The 21,233-nt window shown below is 72.1% G+C and carries 14 protein-coding genes and 1 pseudogene; 9 read left to right on the top strand and 6 right to left on the bottom strand.

From position 1 onward, the window contains the following. Positions 1–16: 16 nt before the first annotated feature. The gene (locus tag SROS_RS39760) at positions 17–601 is read right to left on the bottom strand and encodes a histidine phosphatase family protein (protein WP_012894618.1); all 585 of its coding nucleotides are present in this window, start codon (positions 599–601) and stop codon (positions 17–19) included. After that, the gene (locus SROS_RS39755; RefSeq protein ID WP_012894617.1) at positions 598–2,076 is read right to left on the bottom strand and encodes an FGGY-family carbohydrate kinase; all 1,479 of its coding nucleotides are present in this window, start codon (positions 2,074–2,076) and stop codon (positions 598–600) included. The genes SROS_RS39760 and SROS_RS39755 overlap by 4 nt, the downstream gene beginning before the upstream one ends. Before the next feature lie 145 nt (positions 2,077–2,221). On the opposite strand from SROS_RS39755, the gene SROS_RS39750 reads away from it, so the two are divergent. From SROS_RS39750 to SROS_RS39730, 5 genes are all read left to right on the top strand, one after another. Further along, positions 2,222–4,828 (top strand): alpha-L-rhamnosidase, encoded by a 2,607-nt coding sequence (locus SROS_RS39750; RefSeq protein ID WP_012894616.1) that lies wholly within the window; start codon positions 2,222–2,224, stop codon positions 4,826–4,828. Beyond that, a complete protein-coding gene (locus tag SROS_RS39745; RefSeq protein WP_012894615.1) occupies positions 4,825–6,129 on the top strand; it encodes an extracellular solute-binding protein in 1,305 nt (434 codons plus the stop codon). The genes SROS_RS39750 and SROS_RS39745 overlap by 4 nt, the downstream gene beginning before the upstream one ends. 70 nt (positions 6,130–6,199) lie before the next feature. Beyond that, the gene (locus SROS_RS39740; RefSeq protein ID WP_012894614.1) at positions 6,200–7,120 is read left to right on the top strand and encodes a carbohydrate ABC transporter permease; all 921 of its coding nucleotides are present in this window, start codon (positions 6,200–6,202) and stop codon (positions 7,118–7,120) included. Next, complete coding sequence (locus SROS_RS39735) at positions 7,117–7,932, top strand: carbohydrate ABC transporter permease (protein ID WP_012894613.1); 816 nt, start codon at positions 7,117–7,119, stop codon at positions 7,930–7,932. The genes SROS_RS39740 and SROS_RS39735 overlap by 4 nt, the downstream gene beginning before the upstream one ends. A 46-nt stretch (positions 7,933–7,978) precedes the next feature. Further along, positions 7,979–11,605, top strand: coding sequence for a hypothetical protein (locus SROS_RS39730; protein WP_012894612.1), 3,627 nt, complete (start codon positions 7,979–7,981; stop codon positions 11,603–11,605). Positions 11,606–11,669: 64 nt separating this feature from the next. Here the strand turns inward: SROS_RS39730 and SROS_RS39725 are convergent, their stop codons facing one another. The 3 genes and pseudogenes from SROS_RS39725 to SROS_RS39715 form a co-directional block, all read right to left on the bottom strand. Next, entirely contained in the window at positions 11,670–12,722 is a 1,053-nt protein-coding gene (locus SROS_RS39725) for a prenyltransferase/squalene oxidase repeat-containing protein (protein ID WP_012894611.1), read from the bottom strand. A 61-nt stretch (positions 12,723–12,783) separates the two neighbouring features. Further along, a pseudogene (locus tag SROS_RS39720) lies at positions 12,784–13,509 on the bottom strand (class I SAM-dependent methyltransferase); the annotation flags it as partial. Positions 13,510–13,543: 34 nt separating this feature from the next. Continuing rightward, complete coding sequence (locus SROS_RS39715) at positions 13,544–14,788, bottom strand: glycosyltransferase family 4 protein (RefSeq protein ID WP_012894609.1); 1,245 nt, start codon at positions 14,786–14,788, stop codon at positions 13,544–13,546. A gap of 277 nt (positions 14,789–15,065) precedes the next feature. Here SROS_RS39715 and SROS_RS39710 point away from each other — a divergent pair, with 277 nt between their 5' ends. Together SROS_RS39710 and SROS_RS39705 are read left to right on the top strand one after the other, a co-directional pair. Then, the gene (locus tag SROS_RS39710) at positions 15,066–16,094 is read left to right on the top strand and encodes a GDP-mannose 4,6-dehydratase (protein ID WP_012894608.1); all 1,029 of its coding nucleotides are present in this window, start codon (positions 15,066–15,068) and stop codon (positions 16,092–16,094) included. Positions 16,095–16,265: 171 nt separating this feature from the next. Beyond that, positions 16,266–16,616 carry a hypothetical protein gene (locus SROS_RS39705; protein ID WP_012894607.1) on the top strand — a complete coding sequence of 117 codons (351 nt, stop codon included), beginning with the start codon at positions 16,266–16,268 and terminating at the stop codon, positions 16,614–16,616. A 191-nt stretch (positions 16,617–16,807) separates the two neighbouring features. On the opposite strand, the gene SROS_RS51470 is transcribed toward SROS_RS39705, so the two are convergent. Further along, positions 16,808–17,329, bottom strand: a complete 522-nt coding sequence (locus SROS_RS51470) for a L,D-transpeptidase (RefSeq protein ID WP_169369483.1) — start codon at positions 17,327–17,329, stop codon at positions 16,808–16,810. A 638-nt stretch (positions 17,330–17,967) separates the two neighbouring features. Here SROS_RS51470 and SROS_RS39695 point away from each other — a divergent pair. Both SROS_RS39695 and SROS_RS46620 read left to right on the top strand, forming a co-directional pair. Next, positions 17,968–19,191, top strand: a complete 1,224-nt coding sequence (locus SROS_RS39695; protein WP_012894605.1) for a macrolide family glycosyltransferase — start codon at positions 17,968–17,970, stop codon at positions 19,189–19,191. A gap of 155 nt (positions 19,192–19,346) precedes the next feature. Next, positions 19,347–21,185 carry a serine/threonine-protein kinase gene (locus SROS_RS46620; protein ID WP_012894604.1) on the top strand — a complete coding sequence of 613 codons (1,839 nt, stop codon included), beginning with the start codon at positions 19,347–19,349 and terminating at the stop codon, positions 21,183–21,185. Positions 21,186–21,233 lie beyond the last annotated feature (48 nt).

The raw sequence follows: 21,233 nt of genomic DNA, 5'->3' as shown, positions 1-21,233 counted from the left end.
ATCGCGCATCGTAGCGCTATCGGATGGGAGAGTTGAAGCGCCGCAGAGCCGGTCCCGCCGGGCCGAGCGTCAGCTCGGTCACCGAGCCGTGCTCGATGAGCGGCAGCCGCCTGCGGTAGTCGGCCAGCGGGATGCCCAGGAGCCCGCACAGGGCCAGGCGCAGGATCGTGTTGTGCGCGACCACGAGGGTCCGTCCCGCCTCGTCCAGCTCCAGCAGGCACCGGGTGACCCGCTCCGCGGCCTCGACGGGGTCCTCCCCGCCGGGCAGGAAGTCCGCGACGGGGTCGGCCTGGAAGCGCCGCATGGCCTCGGGCTCCACCTCGGCGCGGTGGAGCCCCTCGGCGTCGCCGAAGTCCAGCTCGCGCAGGCGGGGGTCGGTGCGCAGCGTGAGCCCCGCCGCGCGGGCGGCGTCCGCGGCGGTGTCGCGGGCGCGCAGCAGCGGCGAGGAGACCACGCCGGTCAGCCCGGCCCCCCGCGCCCAGTCCGCGAGCAGCAGCGCCTGTTCCCGCCCCACCTCGTCCAGGGGGATGTCGCTGACGCCCGCGTAGCGCCCCTGGACGCTCCACTCGGTACGGCCGTGCCGGGAGAGGAAGATCGTCATGATGTGACCGCCTTCGCTGCGAGTTCGGTGGTGAGGTAGCCCCGCTCGGCGAGCGCGTCGACGAGCAGGCGGAAGCTCTGCTCGAACCGTGCCACGCGGTCCGGGCGGGGATCGAGCTGTTCGCCCCGGGAGACCATCTCCCGGGCGGTGTCGTCGAGCGAGCGCCCGGACGAGGCGGCGAGCACCGCCATGCCGACCGAGGCCTCGGGGTGGCGGGGGATCCGGACCGGCATGCCCAGGACGTCGGCGCGGAGCTGGCACCAGTAGCGGCTGCGCGTGGCCCCGCCGACCAGCGCGAGGTGCTCGGAGACGGGCGCGCCGAGCAGCGCGAGGGAGGCCAGGCCCAGCCGTTCCCCGTACGCGACGCCTTGCAGCAGCGCCGCGTAGTGCTCGGCCTCCGTCGCGGTCTCGCCGACCACGACCTGCTCGGCGTCCGGCCGGTAGAAGGGGAAGCGCTCACCCCGGGTGGTGAGCGGGTAGACGACGGCCCCCGCGGGCTCGTACCGGGCGGCGGCCTCGTCGAGGGCGGCCAGGTCGCGGCCGGGGAACGCCGAGGCCAGCACGCCGGCGCCGACGTTTGACGCGCCGCCGGGCAGCCAGCCGCCGCCGGGGTGGCGGTGGCTGTAGACGGCGCCGGCGGGGTCGCGCAGGAGCTTCTCGCTCACCCCCTTGAGCACCAGCGTGGTGCCCAGCACGGATACGCCGCTGCCGGGTGTCAGCGCGCCGGCGGCGATCTGGCCCGCGCAGCCGTCGGTCATGCCCGCGACGATCCCGCATCCCTCGGGCAGCCCGGTGAGGGCGGCGGCCTCGGCCCCCACCTCGCCGATCGGGCTGCCCGGCCGCGTGACGGGGCCGAACAGGTCGGAGGGCAGGCCGAGCCTGGACATCACCTCCAGGGGCCAGCGCTCCCTGAGCGAGTCGTAGCCGGTCTTCAGCGCGTGGCTGGAGTCGGTCGCGGTCAGCTCGCCGGCCAGGCGCGCGGTCACCAGGTCGGCCGAGTGCAGCAGTCGCGCGCCGGCGGGCAGCCCGCCGTTCTCGGCGAGCCAGAGCAGCTTGGGCAGCGCCCACGAGGCCTGGATCCGCACGGCCAGGTCGTCCCAGAGCTCCTGCCCGGCGGCGGTCACCCGTTCCACGTAGGGGCGGCCCCGGTCGTCGTCGTACATGAGTGCCGGCGAGACGGGCCTGGCCGCGGCGTCGGCGAGCACGATGGTGCCGGAGGTGCTGCACACCGCCAGCGCCCGGATCCGCCCGGGGGCGAGGCCCGCGGTGGCCTGCCGGCACGCGGTGACCGCGGCCCGCCACCAGTCCTCGGGGTCCTGCTCGTGTCCGCGTCCCTCGCCGCGCCGGCTGCGCAGCGGGGCGGACCCCGTCGCCAGCGGCGTGCCACGGCCGTCGACCACGGTCACCCGCACTCCCTGGGTGCCGATGTCCATCCCGGCCCACGCGGGTTCACCTGTGAATTTCTTGGAAACCATGCGCCCTCTCACGCCCCGGCTTCGGCGGAATCCCGCATCGGCCACCCTTGACACTCGGATCTGGTGGCTCATAGTCTCCACCCATCAATCACAAAATCACATCATAAATCGTTAGATTTAACAAAGAGATAGCAGGGAGGTGCGCATGATCGGCAACGCGGTCCACTGTGCCCCCGCCCAGACCTCGCCCTCCCGCTCCGATCCGGCCCCGCCGAGGCTGACGCCGTACGGCCTGCGCTGCGAGCACCGGCAGACGCCGCTCGGCGTCGGCGAGCCCCGCCCGCTGCTGTCGTGGCGGCTCGCGTCGGCGCGGGCGGGCGACGACCCGGTGGCCTACGAGCTGGAGGTGGGCGACTGGTCCAGCGGCAGGGTCGAGGACCCCGCCGCGATCGGCGCCGTCTACGGCGGGCCGCCGCTCCTTCCCCGCACGAGATACGCCTGGCGCGTCACGGTCTGGGCGCGGGACGGCGCCGAGGGCAGCGCGGAGTCGTGGTTCGAGACCGGCCAGGATGTCTGGCAGGCCTCCTGGATCGCGCACGACCCCGCCGCCGTCGCGCACATGGACCCGCCGACGGAGGGCGACCAGGCGCTCAGCCACCACGGCCTGCTGCCCTGCCCCCAGCTGCGCACGAGCTTCGAGAGCACGGCCGGGGTGACCCGGGCCAGGCTCCTCATCAGCGCCAAGGGCCTGTACGAGGCCAGGGTCAACGGCCACCGGGCCGGCGACGCCGAGCTCGCCCCGGGCTGGACCGACTACCGCAGGCGGATCCAGTACCAGGTCCACGACGTGACCCCGTTCCTGCTCGACGGCGAGAACGTGCTGGCCGCGACGGTCGCCGACGGCTGGTGGAGCGGCTTCACGGGCTTCGACCCCCGCCGCCCCGGCTACCACTACGGCCGCTTCCCCGAGCTCATCGCCGAACTCCACCTGACGTTCGAAGACGGCTCCACCCGGGTGGTCGCCACCGGAGAGGGCTGGCGCACGGGCCACGGCCGGGTCCGCTACGGCGACCTGCTCAAGGGCGAGTGCCACGACGCCCGCGCCGAGACCCCCGGCTGGGACCTGCCCGGCTTCGACGACTCCTCCTGGCGCCCCGCCGTGGTCACCGGGGACGACCACTCCCTCCTCGTCGCCTCCCGGGACGAGCCGGTGCGCGCCCTCGGCGAGCTGCTCCCGGTCTCGTCCGTCCTGGTCAGGCCGGGCGTGCACCTGGTGGACTTCGGGCAGAACATCGCCGGCCGGGTCCGGCTCGCCGTACGGGACCAGGAGCCGGGACGGCGGGTGACCGTGCGGCACGGCGAGACGCTCGACGGCGAGGACCGCCTGCACACCGCCAACCTGCGCACCGCCGACGCGACCGACGTGCTGATCACCGCGGGCGGCGCGGAGGAGGTGTTCGAGCCGCGGTTCACCTACCACGGTTTCCGCTACGCCGAGGTGAGCGGGATCGACCGGCTCGACGACATCCGGGCGATCGTCCTGCACAGCGACACCCCGTGGACCGGCACGTTCGAGTGCTCGGACCCGGAGATCAACCGGCTCCACGACAACATCGGCTGGGGTCAGCGCGGCAACTTCGTCAGCGTCCCCACCGACTGCCCGCAGCGCGACGAACGGCTGGGCTGGCTCGCCGACGCGCAGGTGTTCCTGCCGACGGCCTGCTTCAACGCCGACGTCTCCGGATTTTTCAGTAAATGGATGCGGGACGTGGTGGACGCGCAGTCCCCGGAGGGCGGTTTCTCCAACGTCGCCCCGCTGCTCAGCGGGGTGGCCGACGAGGGCGCGCCGGGCTGGGCGGACGCGGGCGTGCTGGTGCCCTGGCACCTGTACCGGGTGTACGGCGACGACAGGTTCCTCGACGTGGACTCCATGGTCCGGTGGGTGGACTTCGTCGCGCGGCACAACCCCGACCTGATCTGGCGGCACCGGACCGGCCCGCACTTCGCCGACTGGCTGGCCCCCGGCCCCGCCACCCCGCGCGAGGTGCTGGCCACGGCGTTCTTCCACCGCAGCGCGGCACTCACCGCGGAGGCCGCCCGGGTGCGCGGCCTGTACGGCGAGGCGGAGCGCATGGGGGCGCTGGCCGACCGCGTCCGCGCGGCGTTCGCCGCGGCGTTCGTCGGCGACGGCGGCCTGGTCGAGGGCGACACCCAGACCGGCTATCTCCTGGCGCTCGCCTTCGGCCTGCTCACACCCGAACAGGGCCGCGGTGCCGCCGCCCGGCTGGCCGCACTGGTCGAGGAGTCGGGCCCGCTGACCGGCTTCCTCGGCGTCAACCTGCTCTGCCCGGTGCTGTCCGCGCACGGCCGCGACGACCTCGCGCACGCCCTGCTCCGCCGCACCGATCCGCCGTCGTGGCTCTACCAGGTGAGGCACGGCGCGACCACCGTCTGGGAGCGCTGGGACGGGGTCGGGGCGGCCTCGATGAACTCCTTCAACCACTACGCCTTCGGATCGATCGGCGAGTGGCTCTACAGCGGCGTCGCGGGGATCGCCCAGGCACCCGGCTCCGTCGCCTTCCGGGAAGTGGTGATCCGCCCCCTTCCCGGCGACCTGAGCCGGGCCGGCGCCTCCTACGAGTCGGCGCGCGGCCTCATCTCGGTGAGCTGGCACAACGACGCGGAGGGCTTCCGCCTCCAGACGCGCATCCCGCCCGGCGCCACGGCGACGGTGCACCTGCCCGGCGGCGAGACCCGCCGGGTGACCTCGGGGGACCACATTTTCGAGCTAGTCCGAGGAGAGAAAGCATGACCGACCTTCGCCACGCCAAGATGAGCCGCGCCCAGTTCTTCCGCATGATGGGCGGCCTGGCGGCGGCAGCCGCGGCGGCCGGGTGCTCCACCAAGCCGCAGACGGGCGGCACCACCGGCGCGAGCGGCGCCGCGGCGCTCGACCTGAAGTTCGTGGGCGTCGCCGACCAGAAGACGCCGATGGACGAGCTGGCCGCCGCCTACCGGCAGGCCAGAGCCGGTGTGACGATCACGACCTCCTACGCCCCGACCGACCAGGTGCAGACCTCGCTCCGCACCCAGCTCGGCGCGGGCAACGCCCCCGACCTGCACGTCGTCTACCCGGGCAGCGGCAGCGCGATGTCGATGACCCAGATCGCCGGGGCCGGGCTGCTGGCGGACCTGTCCGCCCAGGCATGGACGAAGACGATCCCCACCGGGTTCAAGCCGGCCTTCCAGCTCGACGGCAAGACCCTCATGTACTCGGCGGGCTCGTCGGTCATCGGCGCGATCTACAACAAGAAGGTCTTCCAGGAGGCGGGCATCGACGCCCCGCCCACCACGTGGACCGAGTTCCTCGGGCTCTGCGAGAAGCTGAAGAAGGCGGGCAAGGTCCCGATCGCGCTGGGCGCGCAGACCCCGTGGGTCACCCAGCTCATCACCTACGCGCTCGTGCCCTCCACGGTCTACGCCAAGGACCCCACCTTCGACGACAAGCAGGCCGCCGGGCAGGCGAGCTTCGCCCAGTCCGGCTGGCGCGACGCCATGGAGATGTACCTGGAGCTGCAGAAGCGCGGCTACTTCAACGACAAGCCCAACGGCACCACCTTCGAGCAGCAGACCTCGATGGTCGCGACCGGCAAGGCCGCGATGGCGATCCAGGTGTCGGCGGTGCTGCCGTCCTTCCGCGACGCCGCCTCCAGCCCCGACGACCTGTCGATGTTCCCGCTGCCCGGTGCCGACGACGCCGCCTCGGTGTGGATCCCCGCCGGCGTCGTCGTGGGGCTCGGCGCGAACGCCAAGGGCAAGAACGCCGAGGAGGCCAAGGCCTTCATCGACTTCCTCGGCAGGCAGGAGAACATCAACCGCTGGGCCAAGGCGATCGCCGCGATCCCGCTGACCCAGGACGCGAGCTCCACCATCGACCCGGCCGTGGAGTCGTTCCTGCCCTTCACCAAGGACCGGGCGGTGCCGTTCATGGACCAGCGCTGGCCCAACGCGGAGGTGCAGCCGACCCACTTCGCGGTCGTCCAGGACCTGCTGGCCGGGAAGAGCAAGGTCGACGAAGCGCTGAAGAAGATGGACGAGGCGTACGCCAAGTGAACGGCCCGCACCCCATGACAGGCCCGTGCCGCGGTGAGGGGCATGCCGCCCCGGACAGACGGGAGGCCCCGTGACCCTGACGACCCTGCCGGTCGACACGCCACCCGCCGCGCGGACGCGGCGGGCCAGGCCCCTGGCCGGCCTCTCCCCCTCCTGGCTGTTCGCCGTCCCCGCCCTGCTGGTCTACGCGGCGGTGGTGCTCTACCCGAGCATCGTCGGCGTGTTCTACGCCTTCACCGACTGGAGCGGCGTCGGCGAGGACATGTCCTTCGTCGGGCTGTCCAACTTCCGGGCGATCCTCGGCGACGAGCAGGTCATGGGCTCCCTCGGGAACACGCTCCTGCTGACCGTGGCGATCCTGGTCGTGCAGAACGGCGTGGGGCTGCTGCTCGCGCTCGGCGTGCACGCCCGGCTGAAGAGCCGCGCGCTGCTGCGGGTGGTCTTCTTCGCGCCCGTCGTGGTCAGCCCGGTCATGGTCGCCTTCCTGTGGAAGTACGTCTACACCCCCGACCCCTCCATGGGACTGAACGGCCTGCTCGGCCTGGAGGTCGACTGGCTGGGTGACCCGTCGGTCGCGCTGTGGTCGATCGCGGGCATGGTCGTGTGGCAGTACGCCGGCTACTCGATGGTCATCTTCCTGGCCGGGCTGGAGGGCGTCCCGAAGGAGCTGCACGAGGCCGCGATGATCGACGGGGCGGGAACGCTCCAGCGCTTCCGCTACGTCACCTGGCCGCTGCTCGCCCCGGCGCTGACGATCAACCTGATGCTGTCCACGATCGGCGGGCTGAAGCTGTTCGACCAGGTGTTCGCGGCGACCAACGGCGGTCCCGGCTACGCCACCGAGACCCTGTCGACCGTCCTGTACAAGCAGGCGTTCGTCTTCGGCAAGTTCGGCTACAGCACGGCGATCGCCCTCGTCCTGGCCCTGTTCGTGGCGGCGGTGTCGCTCATCCAGATCTCCTACCTGCGCTCAAGGGAGGTGGCCCAGTGAGGTCGAGGACCTTCCTGCTGGAGATCGTCATGATCGCGGTGGCGGTCGCGTTCCTCTTCCCGGTCTACGCGCTGGTCACCCTGTCGCTGAAGGATCCCGGGCAGATCTCGCAGGCCCCCCTCGCGCTGCCGAACCCGCCCACCACGGCCAACTTCGGCGAAGCGTGGTCGGCGGCGGCTCTCGGCCCGTCCCTGATGAACAGCACCGTGATCACGGTGGTCAGCCTGGTCGCGCTGATCGGGCTCGGCTCGTTCGCCGCCTACTTCCTGGCGCGGACCGCGACCCGGCTCGGCTACGCGCTGTACGTCCTGTTCCTGCTCGGCATCGTGCTGCCGTTCCAGCTCGGCATGATCCCGCTGTACGGGCTGGTCAACGACCTGGGCCTGATCGGCACGCACACCGGGATGATCGTGTTCTACACCGGCATCCAGCTGCCGTTCACGATCTTCCTCTACACCGGCTTCATCCGGGCGCTGCCCCGGGAGTACGCGAGCGCCGCCCAGATCGACGGCGCCTCGCATCTCACCGCCTTCACCAGGGTCGTCTTCCCGCTGCTGCGGCCGATCACCGGCACCGTGCTGATCCTCAACGCGGTCTTCATCTGGAACGACTTCTTCACGCCGCTGCTCTATCTCGGCGGATCCGGCTTCGAGACGGTCCCGGTGAGCGTCTTCGCCTTCGTCGGCCAGTACGTCTCCGACTACGGCCTGGTCTTCGCCGGACTGGTGCTGGCCGCGCTGCCGATCGTGGCGGTCTTCCTGGTGCTGCAGAAGTACGTGATCAAGGGCTTCTCCAGCGGTCTCAAGGGCTGACGCCCGTCTCCGGCGGGAGGCCGGGGGCTCCCACCGGAGGTATTCGATGAACGTGTTCGACGCGCTGCGGAACCCGCCCCGCAGCCACTCACCCGCGGCGATCTGGTGGTGGAGCGGCGAGCCGCTGCGCAGGGAACGGCTGCGCTGGCAGATGGAGCGCCTCGTCGCGGGCGGCGTGCACAACCTGGTCATCCTGAACCTGGCGCCGTCGGGCCCGCTGTTCGGCGCCGACGCCGACGACCCTCCGTTCCTGTCGGAGGCGTGGTGGGAGCTGCTGGACGGAGTCTGCGAGGACGCCCTGCAGACCGGCGCGTACCTGTGGTTCTACGACCAGCTCGGCTTCTCCGGCGCCGACCTGCAGGCCCGCCTCGTGCAGGAGAACCCGGCCTTCGCCGGGCAGTGGCTGGACGCCGACGGCTCGGTGTCGCTCCGCGGGTTCGACTACCTGTCCCGCACGGCGTGCGAGGTGCTGCTCGACCGGGTGCACGGCGAGTTCGCGCGGCGGCTGGGCCACCGGTTCGGCAACGTGATCGTCGGCTCGTTCCAGGACGAGCTGCCGTCGATGCCCACGTGGTCGGCGACGTTCGCCGAGGAGTTCCTCGCCAGGCGCGGCTACCCGTTCTCCCGGGACGGCGGCCCCTCCGTCCGGCACGACTACCAGCGGACCAGGGCCGAGCTCGCCGAGGAGGCGTTCTTCCGGCCGCTGGCCGAGTGGCACGCCGAGCACGGGCTGCTCAACGGCTGCGACCAGCAGGACCCGGCCCGCGCGGGGCACCCGGTGGAGGGTGTCGAGCTGTACGCCGACTACACGCGCACGCACCGCTGGTTCAGCGCGCCCGGCTCCGACCACCACGGAGACGCGCGGGTGCACTCCTCCCTCGCCCACCTGTACGGCCGGCCCCGCACGTGGATCGAGGCGTTCCACTCCAGCGGCTGGGGCGGCACGCTGGAGGAGACGTTCGACTGGCTGCTGCCCTGGCTGCGGGCGGGCGCCAACCTCTACAACCCGCACGCGGTCTACTACACGACGAGGGCCGGCTGGTGGGAGTGGGCGCCGCCGTCGACCGACTGGCGCCAGCCGTACTGGCGGCACCACCGCGTCTTCGCCGACGCGGTCACCCGCCTGTGCGCGGTCCTCTCCCTGGGCCGCCACCTCTGCGACGTCGCGGTCCTGTTCCCCGCGGCCACCGCCCAGGCGGGCGGCGCGGGCGACGGGGACGCGGCGCGGGCGCAGCGGGTCTACCGGGAGCTCGTGGGCGACATGGCCTGGTTCCAGACCGTGCCCGGAGCGCTCGACCGGCTCTGCCTCGACGCCGACGTGATCGACGAGGAGTCCGTCCGGCGTGCGGTGGTCTCGGACGGCAGGCTCGCGGTGTCCACCGAGTCGTACGGGGTCGTCATCCTCCCGGCGGCCACCGTCCTCGACGAGGGGACCGCCGAGCGGCTGGACGGGTTCGTGGCGGACGGCGGCCTGCTGGTCGCCGTCGGGGCGCTCCCGGACTCCCCGCGACTCCGCCGCCACTTCGAGGGCGGTCCCGAGGGCGGTCCCACGGCGGGACCGGGGGAGGGCCCGGCCGGTGGATCCGGGCGCGGCTCCGGAGCGGGTCGCGGGCGCGGCGCGGCTCGCCTTGTCGCCTCGGCCGCGGATCTCGGGGAGGCGCTGGCGGGGCACGTCCCCCGGGTCGAGGCACCCGTCCCGCCGCTGGTGCGCGAGGTGGACGGCACGACCGTGGTCTTCCTGACCGCGGCCTTCCCGAGGGCGAGCGAGATCGGCGTCGGCAGGCCGGAGGAGCGCGGCGTCGAGCTGGGCTGGCTGGACGCGACCTGCGACTTCGACTCCGGCCGCTACCGGCGGGAGATGCGGGTCCGGGTCCGTGACGTCACGGGAACACCCCTGCTGGCCAGCCCTTTCAGCGGCGAGGTCCGCCCCCTGCCGTACACGCTCGACGACGGCGTCGTCGAGGTGACGGTCCCCTTCGAAGACGGCCCCGCCGCCCTGCTGCTGTTCCCCGGCCAGGGGACGGTCCCCGAGACGGGGGAGACGGCGGCCCCGGAGTCACGCACGCCGTACACGCGTGAGATCGACCTCGGCGACGAGTGGGACATGGAGCTGGTGCCGACGCTGGACGACACCTGGGGCGACTTCGGCACGTCCGCGACGGTCGAGCGGTGGACGCTGGAGACTCCGGACGGCGACCCCGTCCACGCGACGTTCGGCCCGCACGGGCTGTGGCGGACCGGCGACGGCGACTGGCGTCCCGCGGTCTGGTCGACCTCGCGCGGCCTGCACAAGGATCCGATCCACCGCGACACGCTCGGCCCGAAGGGGCACGTCCCCGAGGAGTTCCTCGACTTCGGCCCCGTCCCCGCGGGCCGGCCCGTCTGGTTCCGCGCGAGCGTCACCGTGCCCGGCACGCCGGAGGCCAGGCTCGTCGTCGGCGCGGCGGCGGCGAAAGAGGTCCGGGTGGACGGCAGGGAGCTGCCGCTCGACGACTCCGGGTACCTCGCCGTCGGCCTGAGCCCGGTCGAGCCCGGCGAGCACGTGCTGGAACTCCGGCTGGTCCCCGACGAGGACCTCACGCTGCGGGCGCACGTGTCCTTCACCGCGGATCCCGGGGCCGCGCGCAGGCCCGAGTGGATCGCCGGTCCGGTGCTGGAGACGGTCGTGCGGGCCGGTGAGGGCGGGGAGGACGGCGAGCACGTCCTCCAGATCGCCTCCACCTCACCCTGCATGGTGCTGGTGAACGGCACCGAGGCCGGCAGGCAGGGCGGGTTCGACCCGTACGCCGAGGCGGACATCCCGCGCGTGCGCCGCTACGACGTGTCGCACCTGCTCCGTCCCGGTCCCAACACCGTCCGCGTGGAGTCGGACGGGGCGGTGCTGGCCGACGGCCTGGTGGTCTCCGGCCCCGGCTGGACGAGCCGCCCCGGCGTACGGCGGCGCCAGCACGGCGACCCCGCCGCCCTCCACCTGCGTCCCCGTCCGCATCCCCTCCCCGGGGCCGGGTGGATCGACTCCCGCGCCACCGCCCTGCCCGCGATCTTCGCGGTGCCCGGCGCGGCGGAACGGGTCGAGCGGTTCCGGGTGGACGTCCCGCCCGGCGCGACGCTGATGGAGGCCGACGCCCACGGTCCGGTCCGGGTGCTCGTCGACGGCGTGGAGTCGGCTCTGCCCGCCGTCCTCGACGGCTCGGCCCGCCGGGCCGAGCTCCTGGTCACCACCCGCCCCGGCTTCCAGGGCGGCGCGGCCCTGGCAGGACCGGTCAGGTTCGCCTGCGGACCCGGACGGATCAAGCTGGGCGACTGGGAGGCGCAGGGGCTGGCCGGGTACAGCGGCGGCGTCCGCTACCGCACCGTCGTCCGGCTCCCCGCCTCCCCGGCGGGGCGGCCGGGACTCGCGGGACCCGGACCCGCGGGGGAGCGCGGGCGGGCCGAACTCGACCTGGGACGGGTGCGCGGCACGGCGGAGGTCACCGTGAACGGGCGCCCGGCCGGGGTGCGCGTCTGCTGGCCGTACGTCTTCGACCTGTCTCTGGACGAGGGGGAGAACACGGTCGAGATCCTCGTGCTCGGCACCCTCGCCCCCTACCTCGACGCGGTCAGCCCCACCCACTTCGTCTTCCCCGGCCAGCGGGTCACGGGACTGTTCGGCCCGGTGCTCCTGAGGACGTGACGGGCCCGCCGGCCCCGGGGACGGAGAGTCCCGCGGGGCCCGGCAGGCGCCGCGGGGGCGCCGGTCAGGCCCGTGAACCGGCGTGGCTGCAGCCGCAGGCCGACGTGGGACGGTCCGTCACGTATCTGCCCGCGTCCCGGAAGATGCCCGAGGCGGCGGTGTGCTCGGTCAGCGCGTCGGCGGCGAGCACCACGGCGGCCGCGGTGTAGGCGGAGCGCTCGTGCGGGAACCACTTCTCGTTCACGAACTGCCAGCCGGTCCAGTAGGAGCCGTCCTCGTGCCGCAGGTGCTGCATGTCGGCGAAGAGCTTCAGCGCCCGGTCCCGGTCGCCCACGGCGTCCAGGGTGAGCACCAGCTCGCACGACTCGGCGCCGGTCACCCACGGCTGGTCGGAGACGCAGCGGATGCCGAGGCCCGGCTCCACGAACGTGTCCCACTCCTCGGCCAGCCGCGCGCGGGCCGCCGGACCGCGCACCGCGCCGCCCAGGATCGGGTAGTACCAGTCCATCGAGAAGCGGCTCTTGTCGGCGAACGCCTCGGGGTGGGCGGCGAGCACGTGGCCGAGCTGGTCGGCCGCGAGCTCCCAGTCGGGCTGCGGATCGCTGAGCTGCTCACCCAGCAGCACACCGCTGCGCAGCCCCTGGTAGATGGAGGCGCAGCCGGTCAGCAGGGCGTACCGGGCGGGCCTGCCGTCGGCCGCCCGCTCCCAGACGATCTCGCCCCGGGTGGTCTGCAGCTCCACCACGAAGTCCAGCGCCGACCGGACGACCGGCCACATCTCGCGGGCGAAGTCCTCGTCCCCGGTGACCAGCAGCTCGTGCCAGGCGCCGACCGCGACGTAGGCGGCGTGGTTGGACTCCCCGCCCTGCTCGACCGCCCTGCCCCCGACCAGCTTCATCGGCCAGGAGCCGTCGGCCCGCTGGGTGCGGACCAGCCAGTCATAACCCTTGCGGACCGGCCCGGTCAGCCCGGCCACGCTCATCGCCATCAGGCATTCGACGTGGTTCCAGGCGTCCACGTGTCCCTCGGGCCACGGGATGCCGCCGTCGGACTCCTGCACGGCGGCGATGCTCTGAGCGGTCTGGACGACCTGCTCCCACCTCAACTGGTCGCTCACCGCTCCTCATCCGCTCCGCCGCCTGCTCCGTCCCTCGGCGGGCCACCGCGCTCCCAGTAGATCATGCAGGTTTCCGGACGTAGAGCACCACGCTCTTGCCGATGAGCGGGTTGAGCACCGCCTCGGCGATCCTGGTCGCGGCCGGGCGCTTCATGATGTCCCAGACCAGGATCTCGTGGTAGGCCTTGGCCAGCGGGTGGTCGTCGTTGTTGACGCCGACCGCGCACTTGATCCACCAGTACGGCGCGTGCAGGCCGTGGGCGTGGTGGTGCGGGCCGATCTCCATGCCGATCGACTTCAGCTTGGCGCTCAGCTCGGCCAGCGTGTAGATGCGGACATGCCCGCCGGGGGCGGTGTGGTAGGCCTCGTCCAGAGCCCAGCAGATCCGCTCCGGCAGGAAGCTCGGCACGGTGATGGCCGCCCGTCCGCCCGGCTTGAGCACCCGGAAGATCTCCCGCATCGCGGCCATGTCGTCGGGGATGTGCTCCAGCACCTCGGCCGCGATCACCCGGTCGAAGCTCGCGTCCTCGAACGGCATCTTGAGCGCGTCGCCGGTCACGGTCTCGGCCGTCGCGCCCGGGGGCACCTCGCCGGCCTTGTCCATCGCGGCGAACATGCTCGCCACGCCCTCCAGCTCCTCGGCGTCCATGTCGAAGGCCACAACGTCGGCACCCCGGCGCAGCACCTCGAACGCGTGCCGTCCGCCGCCGCAGCCCAGGTCCAGAACTCGGGTTCCGGGCCCCACGGGCAACCGGCCGAAGTCGACAGTCAGCACTCGCCGCTCCTCTTGAGCCTTTTGAGATGAATCGGGTTGAGATCGGTCACTTCGCGCGGCGGGCCTGGATGGCCTCGTGGTAGGCCTCCACGGTCCGCTGGGCGACGACGTTCCAGGTGTAGCGCTCCATGGCCCGCTCGTAGCCCTTCCTGCCCACCGCGGCCCGCTCCTCGGGGGAGTCGTGCAGGCGGCGCAGGACTGCGGCCAGTTCCTCGGGGTCGCCGGGGGCCACCTGGACGGCCGCGTCGCCGACGACCTCGGGCAGCGCGCCGGTGCGGCTGGCGACCAGCGGGGTGCCGCAGGCCATGTGCTCGACGGCCGGCAGTGAGAAGCCCTCGTAGAGGGAGGGCACGACCGAGATCTCCGAGGTGGCGATCAGCTCGCCCAGCGCGGTGTCGGAGATGCCGTGCACGAACGTCACCCGGTCGTGCAGGGAGAGCTCGGCGACCAGCTTCTCCGTCGGGCCGCCGGGGGTGGGCTTGCTGACCACGGTCAGGTTCACGTCCCGCTCGGTGGCGAGCTTCGCCACCGCCCGCAGCAGCGTCGAGACGCCCTTCATCGGGGAGTCGGCGCTGGCCACCGCGACGATCGAGCCCGGCCGTTTGGGCATCTCCGGACGGGGGTGGAAGTAGCGGGTGTCCACGCCGAGCGGGATGAGCCGCATGTTGGCCTGGGGCACGTTGAAGTCGCGGTGGATGTCGGCCAGTGAGGACTCGCTGACGGTCAGGATCGGGTTCAGCCTGGGCGCGACCTTGGCCTGCATCCGGACGAAGCCGTACCACCTTCTGAGCGAGAGCTTCTTGCGCAGCGGCGCGGCCTTCAGCTCGATCCGCCGGTCCACGCTGATCGGGTGGTGGATGGTGCCGACCACGGGGAACAGCTTCTGGATGCCGAGCAGGCCGTAGCCGAGCGTCTGGTTGTCCTGCACCACGTCGAAGTCGCCGACGCGCTTCTTCAGCTCGCGGTGCGCCCGGAGGGTGAAGGTCAGCGGCTCGGGGAATCCGGCGGTCCACATGGTCGCGACTTCGAGGCAGTCGATCCAGTCGCGGTACTCATGCGGCTTGGGGGTGCGGAAGGGGTCCTCGTCGCGGTACAGGTCCAGGCTGGGGACCTTGTTGAGGATGACGCCCTCGTCGAGCTCCGGGTACGGCTGGCCGGAGAAGACTTCGACGTGATGCCCGAGGGCGACCAGCTCGCGGCTGAGATGACGCAGGTAGACGCCCTGGCCACCACAGGTCGGCTTGCTGCGGTAGGACAGCAGCGCGATCCGCAGTGAGTCCGCACCTGGCACGGCAACCCCTTCCTCACCCTGTCCGGAAGGGGACAGGTACCGTGAAAGATGACCTTAGTACTCGGACCCTACCATTCGGTAGCTCTCTTGGACCCGGCGTGTAATTGTTCCTAGAACATGTCGCACTGGGTCCGAACTGCGACGTTACCCTGACCGAGCAAGATTCGGTGAAACGCGTTCTAGTCGTGCTCCAGCCGACATGGTGCCCATCCATGGGCATGGCGGTACATTCGCCAATCAGTGGTAAAAGGTCCGCTCGACGAACAAGGAGGACGCGTTGGCCAGGCGCGCACTGATCACCGGTATCACCGGGCAGGACGGTTCCTATCTGGCCGAGTGCCTGCTGAGTGAGGGGTACGAGGTGTGGGGCCTGGTCCGGGGGCAGGCCAACCCGCGCGTCTCCCGGGTGCGCAAGCTCCTGCAGGACGTCCAGCTCGTCCGGGGTGACCTGCTCGACCAGGGTTCGCTGATCTCCGCGGTGGAGAAGGTCCAGCCGGACGAGGTCTACAACCTGGGTGCCATCTCGTTCGTGCCGATGTCGTGGGAGCAGGCCGAGCTCACGGCCGAGGTCACGGGCATGGGCGTGCTGCGCATGCTGGAGGCCATCCGGGTCTGCTCGGGCATCTCGTCCTCGCGAACGGCCGCCGGATCCGGACAGATCCGCTTCTACCAGGCTTCGTCGTCGGAGATGTTCGGCCAGGTCCGCGAGACCCCGCAGACCGAGATCACCCCCTTCCACCCCCGCTCGCCGTACGGCGTGGCCAAGGCGTACGGCCACTTCCTGACCCAGAACTACCGCGAGTCGTACGGCATGTACGCGGTGTCGGGAATCCTGTTCAACCACGAGTCCCCGCGCCGGGGCGCCGAGTTCGTCACCCGCAAGGTGACCCTCGGCGTGGCCAGGATCAAGCTCGGCCTGGCCACCGAGCTGCGTCTGGGCAACATGGAGGCCCGCCGCGACTGGGGCTACGCGGGCGACTACGTCCGTGCGATGCACCTGATGCTGCAGGCGGACACGCCGGAGGACTACGTGATCGGCACCGGCCGTACCCACAGCGTCCGTGAGCTGGTGGAGGCCGCCTTCGCCGCCGCCGGGCTCGACTGGGAGCGGCACGTGGTCGGCGACCAGTCCCTGCACCGCCCCGCCGAGGTGGACCTGCTCTGCGCCGATCCGAAGAAGGCCCGCGTCCAGCTCGGCTGGGAGCCGTCGGTCTCCTTCGAGGAGCTCGTCGCGATGATGGTCGAGTCCGACGTCAAGCTCCTGTCCGACGGCGGCGACCCCGAACAGGACTCCTCCTGGCCCTGAGCTCCGGCTCCGTGATCGTTCCTGGCTCTGAGCTCCGGCTCCGTGATCGTCCTCCCTCCGGAGGATGATCACCTCCCCTCCGTTTCACTACTGTCAGTAACGGAAATGCAGCAGTGAGTAACGGAGGGGAGGTGTTTCGCGCGCCTCCCCCGACTGAGAGGCGGAACAGCCATGACCGAACAGCTGACGCAGATCCCCATCACCATCGACTCCGAGCGGGAGGACGACGCGGCCGCCGCGGGGACATACCGCCTGTACTGGTACGGGAAGGGTTTGAAGAAGACCCGTGAGGAGGCGCGCGCCTTCGCCGCCTCCCGTGGGGAGGGACACCAGCTGGCCGACCTCCCCTCCGACGTGTGGCGCACCAGCGCCGCCACGTACCTCGACGGCCCGGCGTGGATCTACTCCTGGAAGGGTGACAACTACGGCGACGGCAACGTCGTGCTCCACCCCAACGGGGCGATCGGCACGATGGAGGACGGCGCCGAGCAGCTCCCCTTCCTCATCAGCTACGTGGGGTGACGGCCCCGGCCCGGCGGTGCCGCGCCTTCCCGGTCTCCGGGTGAGACGGGCGCGTGAGGCCGCCGGGGCCGGCCGGCGTGAGCCGGTCCGGGCGTGACGGTGCCCCGCTCCCTCGCCGAGGGGGCGGGGCACCGTGGTGTGCGCGGCCCGCCCGTGACGGGTGCCCGCCGGCGGCCCGGGCCCTCTCGCGGCTAGCGGGTGATCATGACGGGGGTGCCCAGGGGGACCCGGGAGAGCGCGCGCAGCGCGGCGGCCGGGACGCGCACGCAGCCGTAGCTCACCTCGCGGCCGAACGCCGCCCTGTCCGGCCAGCCGTGCAGGGCGATCGTCGCGGGGCCGCCGGCGAAGGTCCTGAGAGCGCCCGAGTGCGCGCCGAGCGCGAGGAACAGCGGACTGTAGGTCGGGTGCTCCGGGGACACGGAGGCGAGCAGGAACGTGCGCCCCGCCGGGGTGGGGGTCCGGTCGGTTCCGACGGCCACCGCCCAGGACCCCGTCCTGCGGCCGGCGTCGAACAGCCTGAGCCTGCGGGCGGCGAGATCGACCCGGACCCGATGGGTGCTGCGGGCGGTGCGAACCCCGCCGTCGCCGGTGTGGATCCATCCCGTGGACCGGTTCGGCCGGCTCGGCAGCAGTATCCGCGCCCATCCCGGCAGCGTCTGCACCACCGGCACCCAGGTCGGGTCCTCCAGCTGCGTGGGAGGCAGAACCGCCACCGGTGGTCCACCGGGACGGGAATAGATCACCTGTTTCCCTTTGGGGTGGACGATGATCCCGCTCGCCGTTCCGAATGGCCGGGGATCCCGGGGCGCTCGGCGTAATGTCGCATAAGTCGTGGCAATTGGTAATTTCGCCATTTGGGCCGGCGATACGGGGGCCGGCTTTATCTTCTCCGGCGGGGTGGCCGGCGACGGCGCGGCGGGTGAGGTGGCCGGTGGCGCGGCGGGTGGCGGGTCATCGGTCCCGCAGGAGGAGCTCATGGCCAGGACGGCCAGCACGGCCGCACCCGCGGCTCCGGCGGCCGGGCGGACGGCCGCGCGGGACCCGTTTCCCTCACGCACGAGCTCTGTCCAACAAGAAATAGTGCATATCCGGATTTCCTGGTTTTGCGGTCCTCGGTTATTTCGATGAGGTCGGCTGATATGACGTCACATTACGTGATGGAAAGAGGCGTGTCCGTTTCCCGGGGACCGGCGTGGCCGGACCGTGCTCGCGCCGGGGGCGGAGGCCGGGCCGCCGTGTGGCGGTGGACCCGATGCTTTGACAGGGGGAGGGGTGGAGGGCACGATGGAAGCGTTCCGAGACGAGACGAGACGTTTCGTCGCGAAAATGGACGCAACCAAAGGGAGACCGCATGCCTCGGCGCGCGCACATAGCCATGGTCAGCATCCCGGCCCCCGGCCACGTCAACCCCAGCCTTGAGGTGATCAGGGAGCTGGCGGCCCGGGGCCACCGGGTGACCTACGCCAACGACCCGTCGTTCGCCGAGGTGATCGAGGGGGCCGGGGCCGAGCCCGTGCCGTACGCCTCGACGCTGCCCATGAACGATCCCGACGGCTGGCCGGAGGACACGATCGCCCAGCTCGACGTCTTCCTCAACGACTCGATCTCCATGCTGCCGCAGCTCCGCGCCGCCTACGGCGACGACCGGCCCGACCTGTTCCTCTACGACATCGCCGGCTACTCCGCGCGGATTCTCGCCGAGAACTGGGGGATCCCGGCGATGCAGCTCTCACCGTGCTACGTGGCGTGGGAGGGCTACGAGGAGGACACGGCGCCGATGGTCGAGCAGCTGAAAAAGGCGCCCGGCGGGGCCGAGCACTACCGGCGGTTCGAGCAGTGGCTGGTGGACAACGGCATCACCGGGACCGACTCCCAGGCGTTCGTCGGCTCTCCGGAGAGGGCGCTCGCGCTGATCCCGAGGATGATGCAGCCCAACGCCGACCGGGTCGACCCGGCGCGGATCACCTTCACCGGGCCGTGCCTCAGCGCCCGCACCCACCAGGAGGCCTGGACCCGGCCCGAGAGCGCCGAGAAGGTGCTGCTGGTCTCCCTGGGTTCCGCCTTCACCAACCTGCCCGGCTTCTACCGCTCCTGCCTGGCCGCCTTCGGTGACCTGCCCGGCTGGCACGTCGTGCTCCAGATCGGCAAGTTCGTCGACCCGGCCGAGCTCGGTGAGATCCCCGCCAACGTGGAGGTGCACAGCTGGGTGTCGCAGCTGTCGATCCTGGAGCAGGCCGACGCGTTCGTCACCCACGCGGGCATGGGCGGCACCCAGGAGGGCCTGTACTGCGGCGTCCCGATGATCGCGGTCCCGCAGGGCGCCGACCAGTTCGACAACGCCGACAAGATCGTGGAGCTCGGCGCCGGCCGCCGGATCGACGCCGGGCAGGCCACCCCCGAGGCGCTGCGGACGGCCCTGCTCGAACTCACCTCCGACCCGGAGGTCGCGCTGCGGCTGGAGAGGATCAGCGCCGAGGTCCGTGCCGAGGGCGGCACCACCCGCGCCGCCGACCTCGTCGAGCGACTGCTGGAGACGGCCGCGCCGACGCCGGAGGGCAGCCTGCCTGCCGCGTGACCGAGGTCTCCGGGAGCATCCCCGGCCGTGGGGCTTCTGTTACGGCAGGCCGGCGCCTATCGTCAACTCTTGGATCGAGGGTGGCTCCGGCTGTACCCCTTGGATCGAGGGCGGCCCCGGCCGCCCGCCCACGGGTCAAGGAGACGAGGTGCGGGGTGTCCGGTCCCGGCTCGCTGGCCGCGGATGATCCTGAGCGGATCGGCGGCTGCCGGCTGACCGGCGTGCTGGGTGACGGCGGCCAGGGCGTGGTCTACCGCGGCCGCGATCCGTCGGACCGCCAGGTCGCGGTCAAGCTGCTACACGTCCGGATGGCGGCCGACCCCACGGTGCGCCGGCGGTTCATACGCGAGGCGGAGGTCACCCGCCGGGTCGCGGCGTTCTGCACCGCCCAGGTCCTGGACCTGGGGATCGCCGGCGACCGTCCCTACCTGGTCAGCGAGTACATCCCGGGGCCCTCCCTGAGAGAGCTGGTCACCGGCGACGGGCCGCGGACCGGCAGCGGCCTGGACCGGCTCGCGGTCGCCACCCTGACGGCGCTGGCCGCGATCCACCGGGCCGGCATCGTCCACCGCGACTTCAAACCCGACAATGTGATCATGGGACCGGAGGGGCCCGTGGTCATCGACTTCGGCATCGCCCGCGTGCTGGACGGCACCACCACGTCATCGGGCCTGGTGGGCACCCCCGCCTATCTGTCGCCGGAACAGCTCGACGGTCACCAGGCCGGTACGGCGTCGGATGTGTTCAGCTGGGCCGCCACCATGGTGTTCGCCGCCACCGGGCATCGGGCGTTCCCCGGCGACGTCGCGGCGGCGGTGATGAACGCCGTCTCCAACCGCGAACCCGACCTCGCCGGAGTGCCCGAGCGTCTGCGCCCGCTGCTGGCCGCCTGCCTGGCCAAAGACCCCGCCGCCCGTCCTGCCGTCACCGGCCTGCTCGCCACCCTCACCCACGGGGAACCCACCCCCGTGGATCACCGGCCGAGCCCTCCCGCCGAGCCTCCGCTGTCCCGGGCTCCGAGTTCTCCCGCCACCTCCCCGGCATCCCGGGTCCCGAGTCCTCCCGTCGAGCCTTCGGTGTCCCGGGCTCCGAGTTCTCCCGCCACGCCCTCGGCATCCCGGCTCCCACGCCGTCCCGCCCGGCGCCGCCTCCTGGCCGCCGGAGCGGCCGTCACCGTCCTCCCCCTGGTCGCCGGGGCCTTCTGGCTGTGGCAGCCGGAGCTCCCCGGAATCTCCGGTCCGTCGCCCACGGGTCCCTCCGCGACCTCCGCTCCGACGCCCGACCGTTCTCCGAGCACCATCCCCCTCGGCATGCCGGTCGGCAGGCCGTTCACCGTCCGCACCGACCCGTCCTGGTCGGTGGAGGCGGTGACGGAGCTCAAGGGGCGGCAGGTCGTCGTCTCCGGCGGCGACAGCACGGTGCGGGTGTGGGATCTGGCCACCCGCAAGGAGACCGGCAGGCCGTTCACCGCCCACAACACCGGTGCTCACGCCGTGGTGACGGAGCTGGAGGGGCGGCAGGTCGTCGTCTCCGGTGGTGGCGACAGCGCGGTGCGGGTGTGGGATCTGGCCACCCGCAAGGAGACCGGCAGGCCGTTCACCGCCCACAACACCGGTGCTCACGCCGTGGTGACGGAGCTGGAGGGGCGGCAGGTCGTCGTCTCCGGTGGTGGCGACAGCGCGGTGCGGGTGTGGGATCTGGCCACCCGCAAGGAGACCGGCAGGCCGTTCACCGCCCACAACACCGGTGCTCACGCCGTGGTGACGGAGCTGGAGGGGCGGCAGGTCGTCGTCTCCGGTGGTGGCGACAGCGCGGTGCGGGTGTGGGATCTGGCCACCCGCAAGGAGACCGGCAGGCCGTTCACCGCCCACAACACCGGTGCTCACGCCGTGGTGACGGAGCTGGAAGGGCGGCCGGTCCTCCTCGCCGCCGACTTCGATGGCAAGGTGCGGGTGTGGAGCCTGGGCCAGCCCGCCCCGGCGCCCGGCTCCTGAACCTCGGCGTCCGACCCCCGGATTCCCGATGCCCGCAGTCTCCCCGGC

This window comes from Streptosporangium roseum DSM 43021 (assembly GCF_000024865.1).
In the GTDB taxonomy this organism is placed as follows: domain Bacteria; phylum Actinomycetota; class Actinomycetes; order Streptosporangiales; family Streptosporangiaceae; genus Streptosporangium; species Streptosporangium roseum.
The sequence above is the reverse complement of the archived record's forward strand: the minus strand, read 5'-3'. Positions and strand labels throughout refer to the sequence as shown.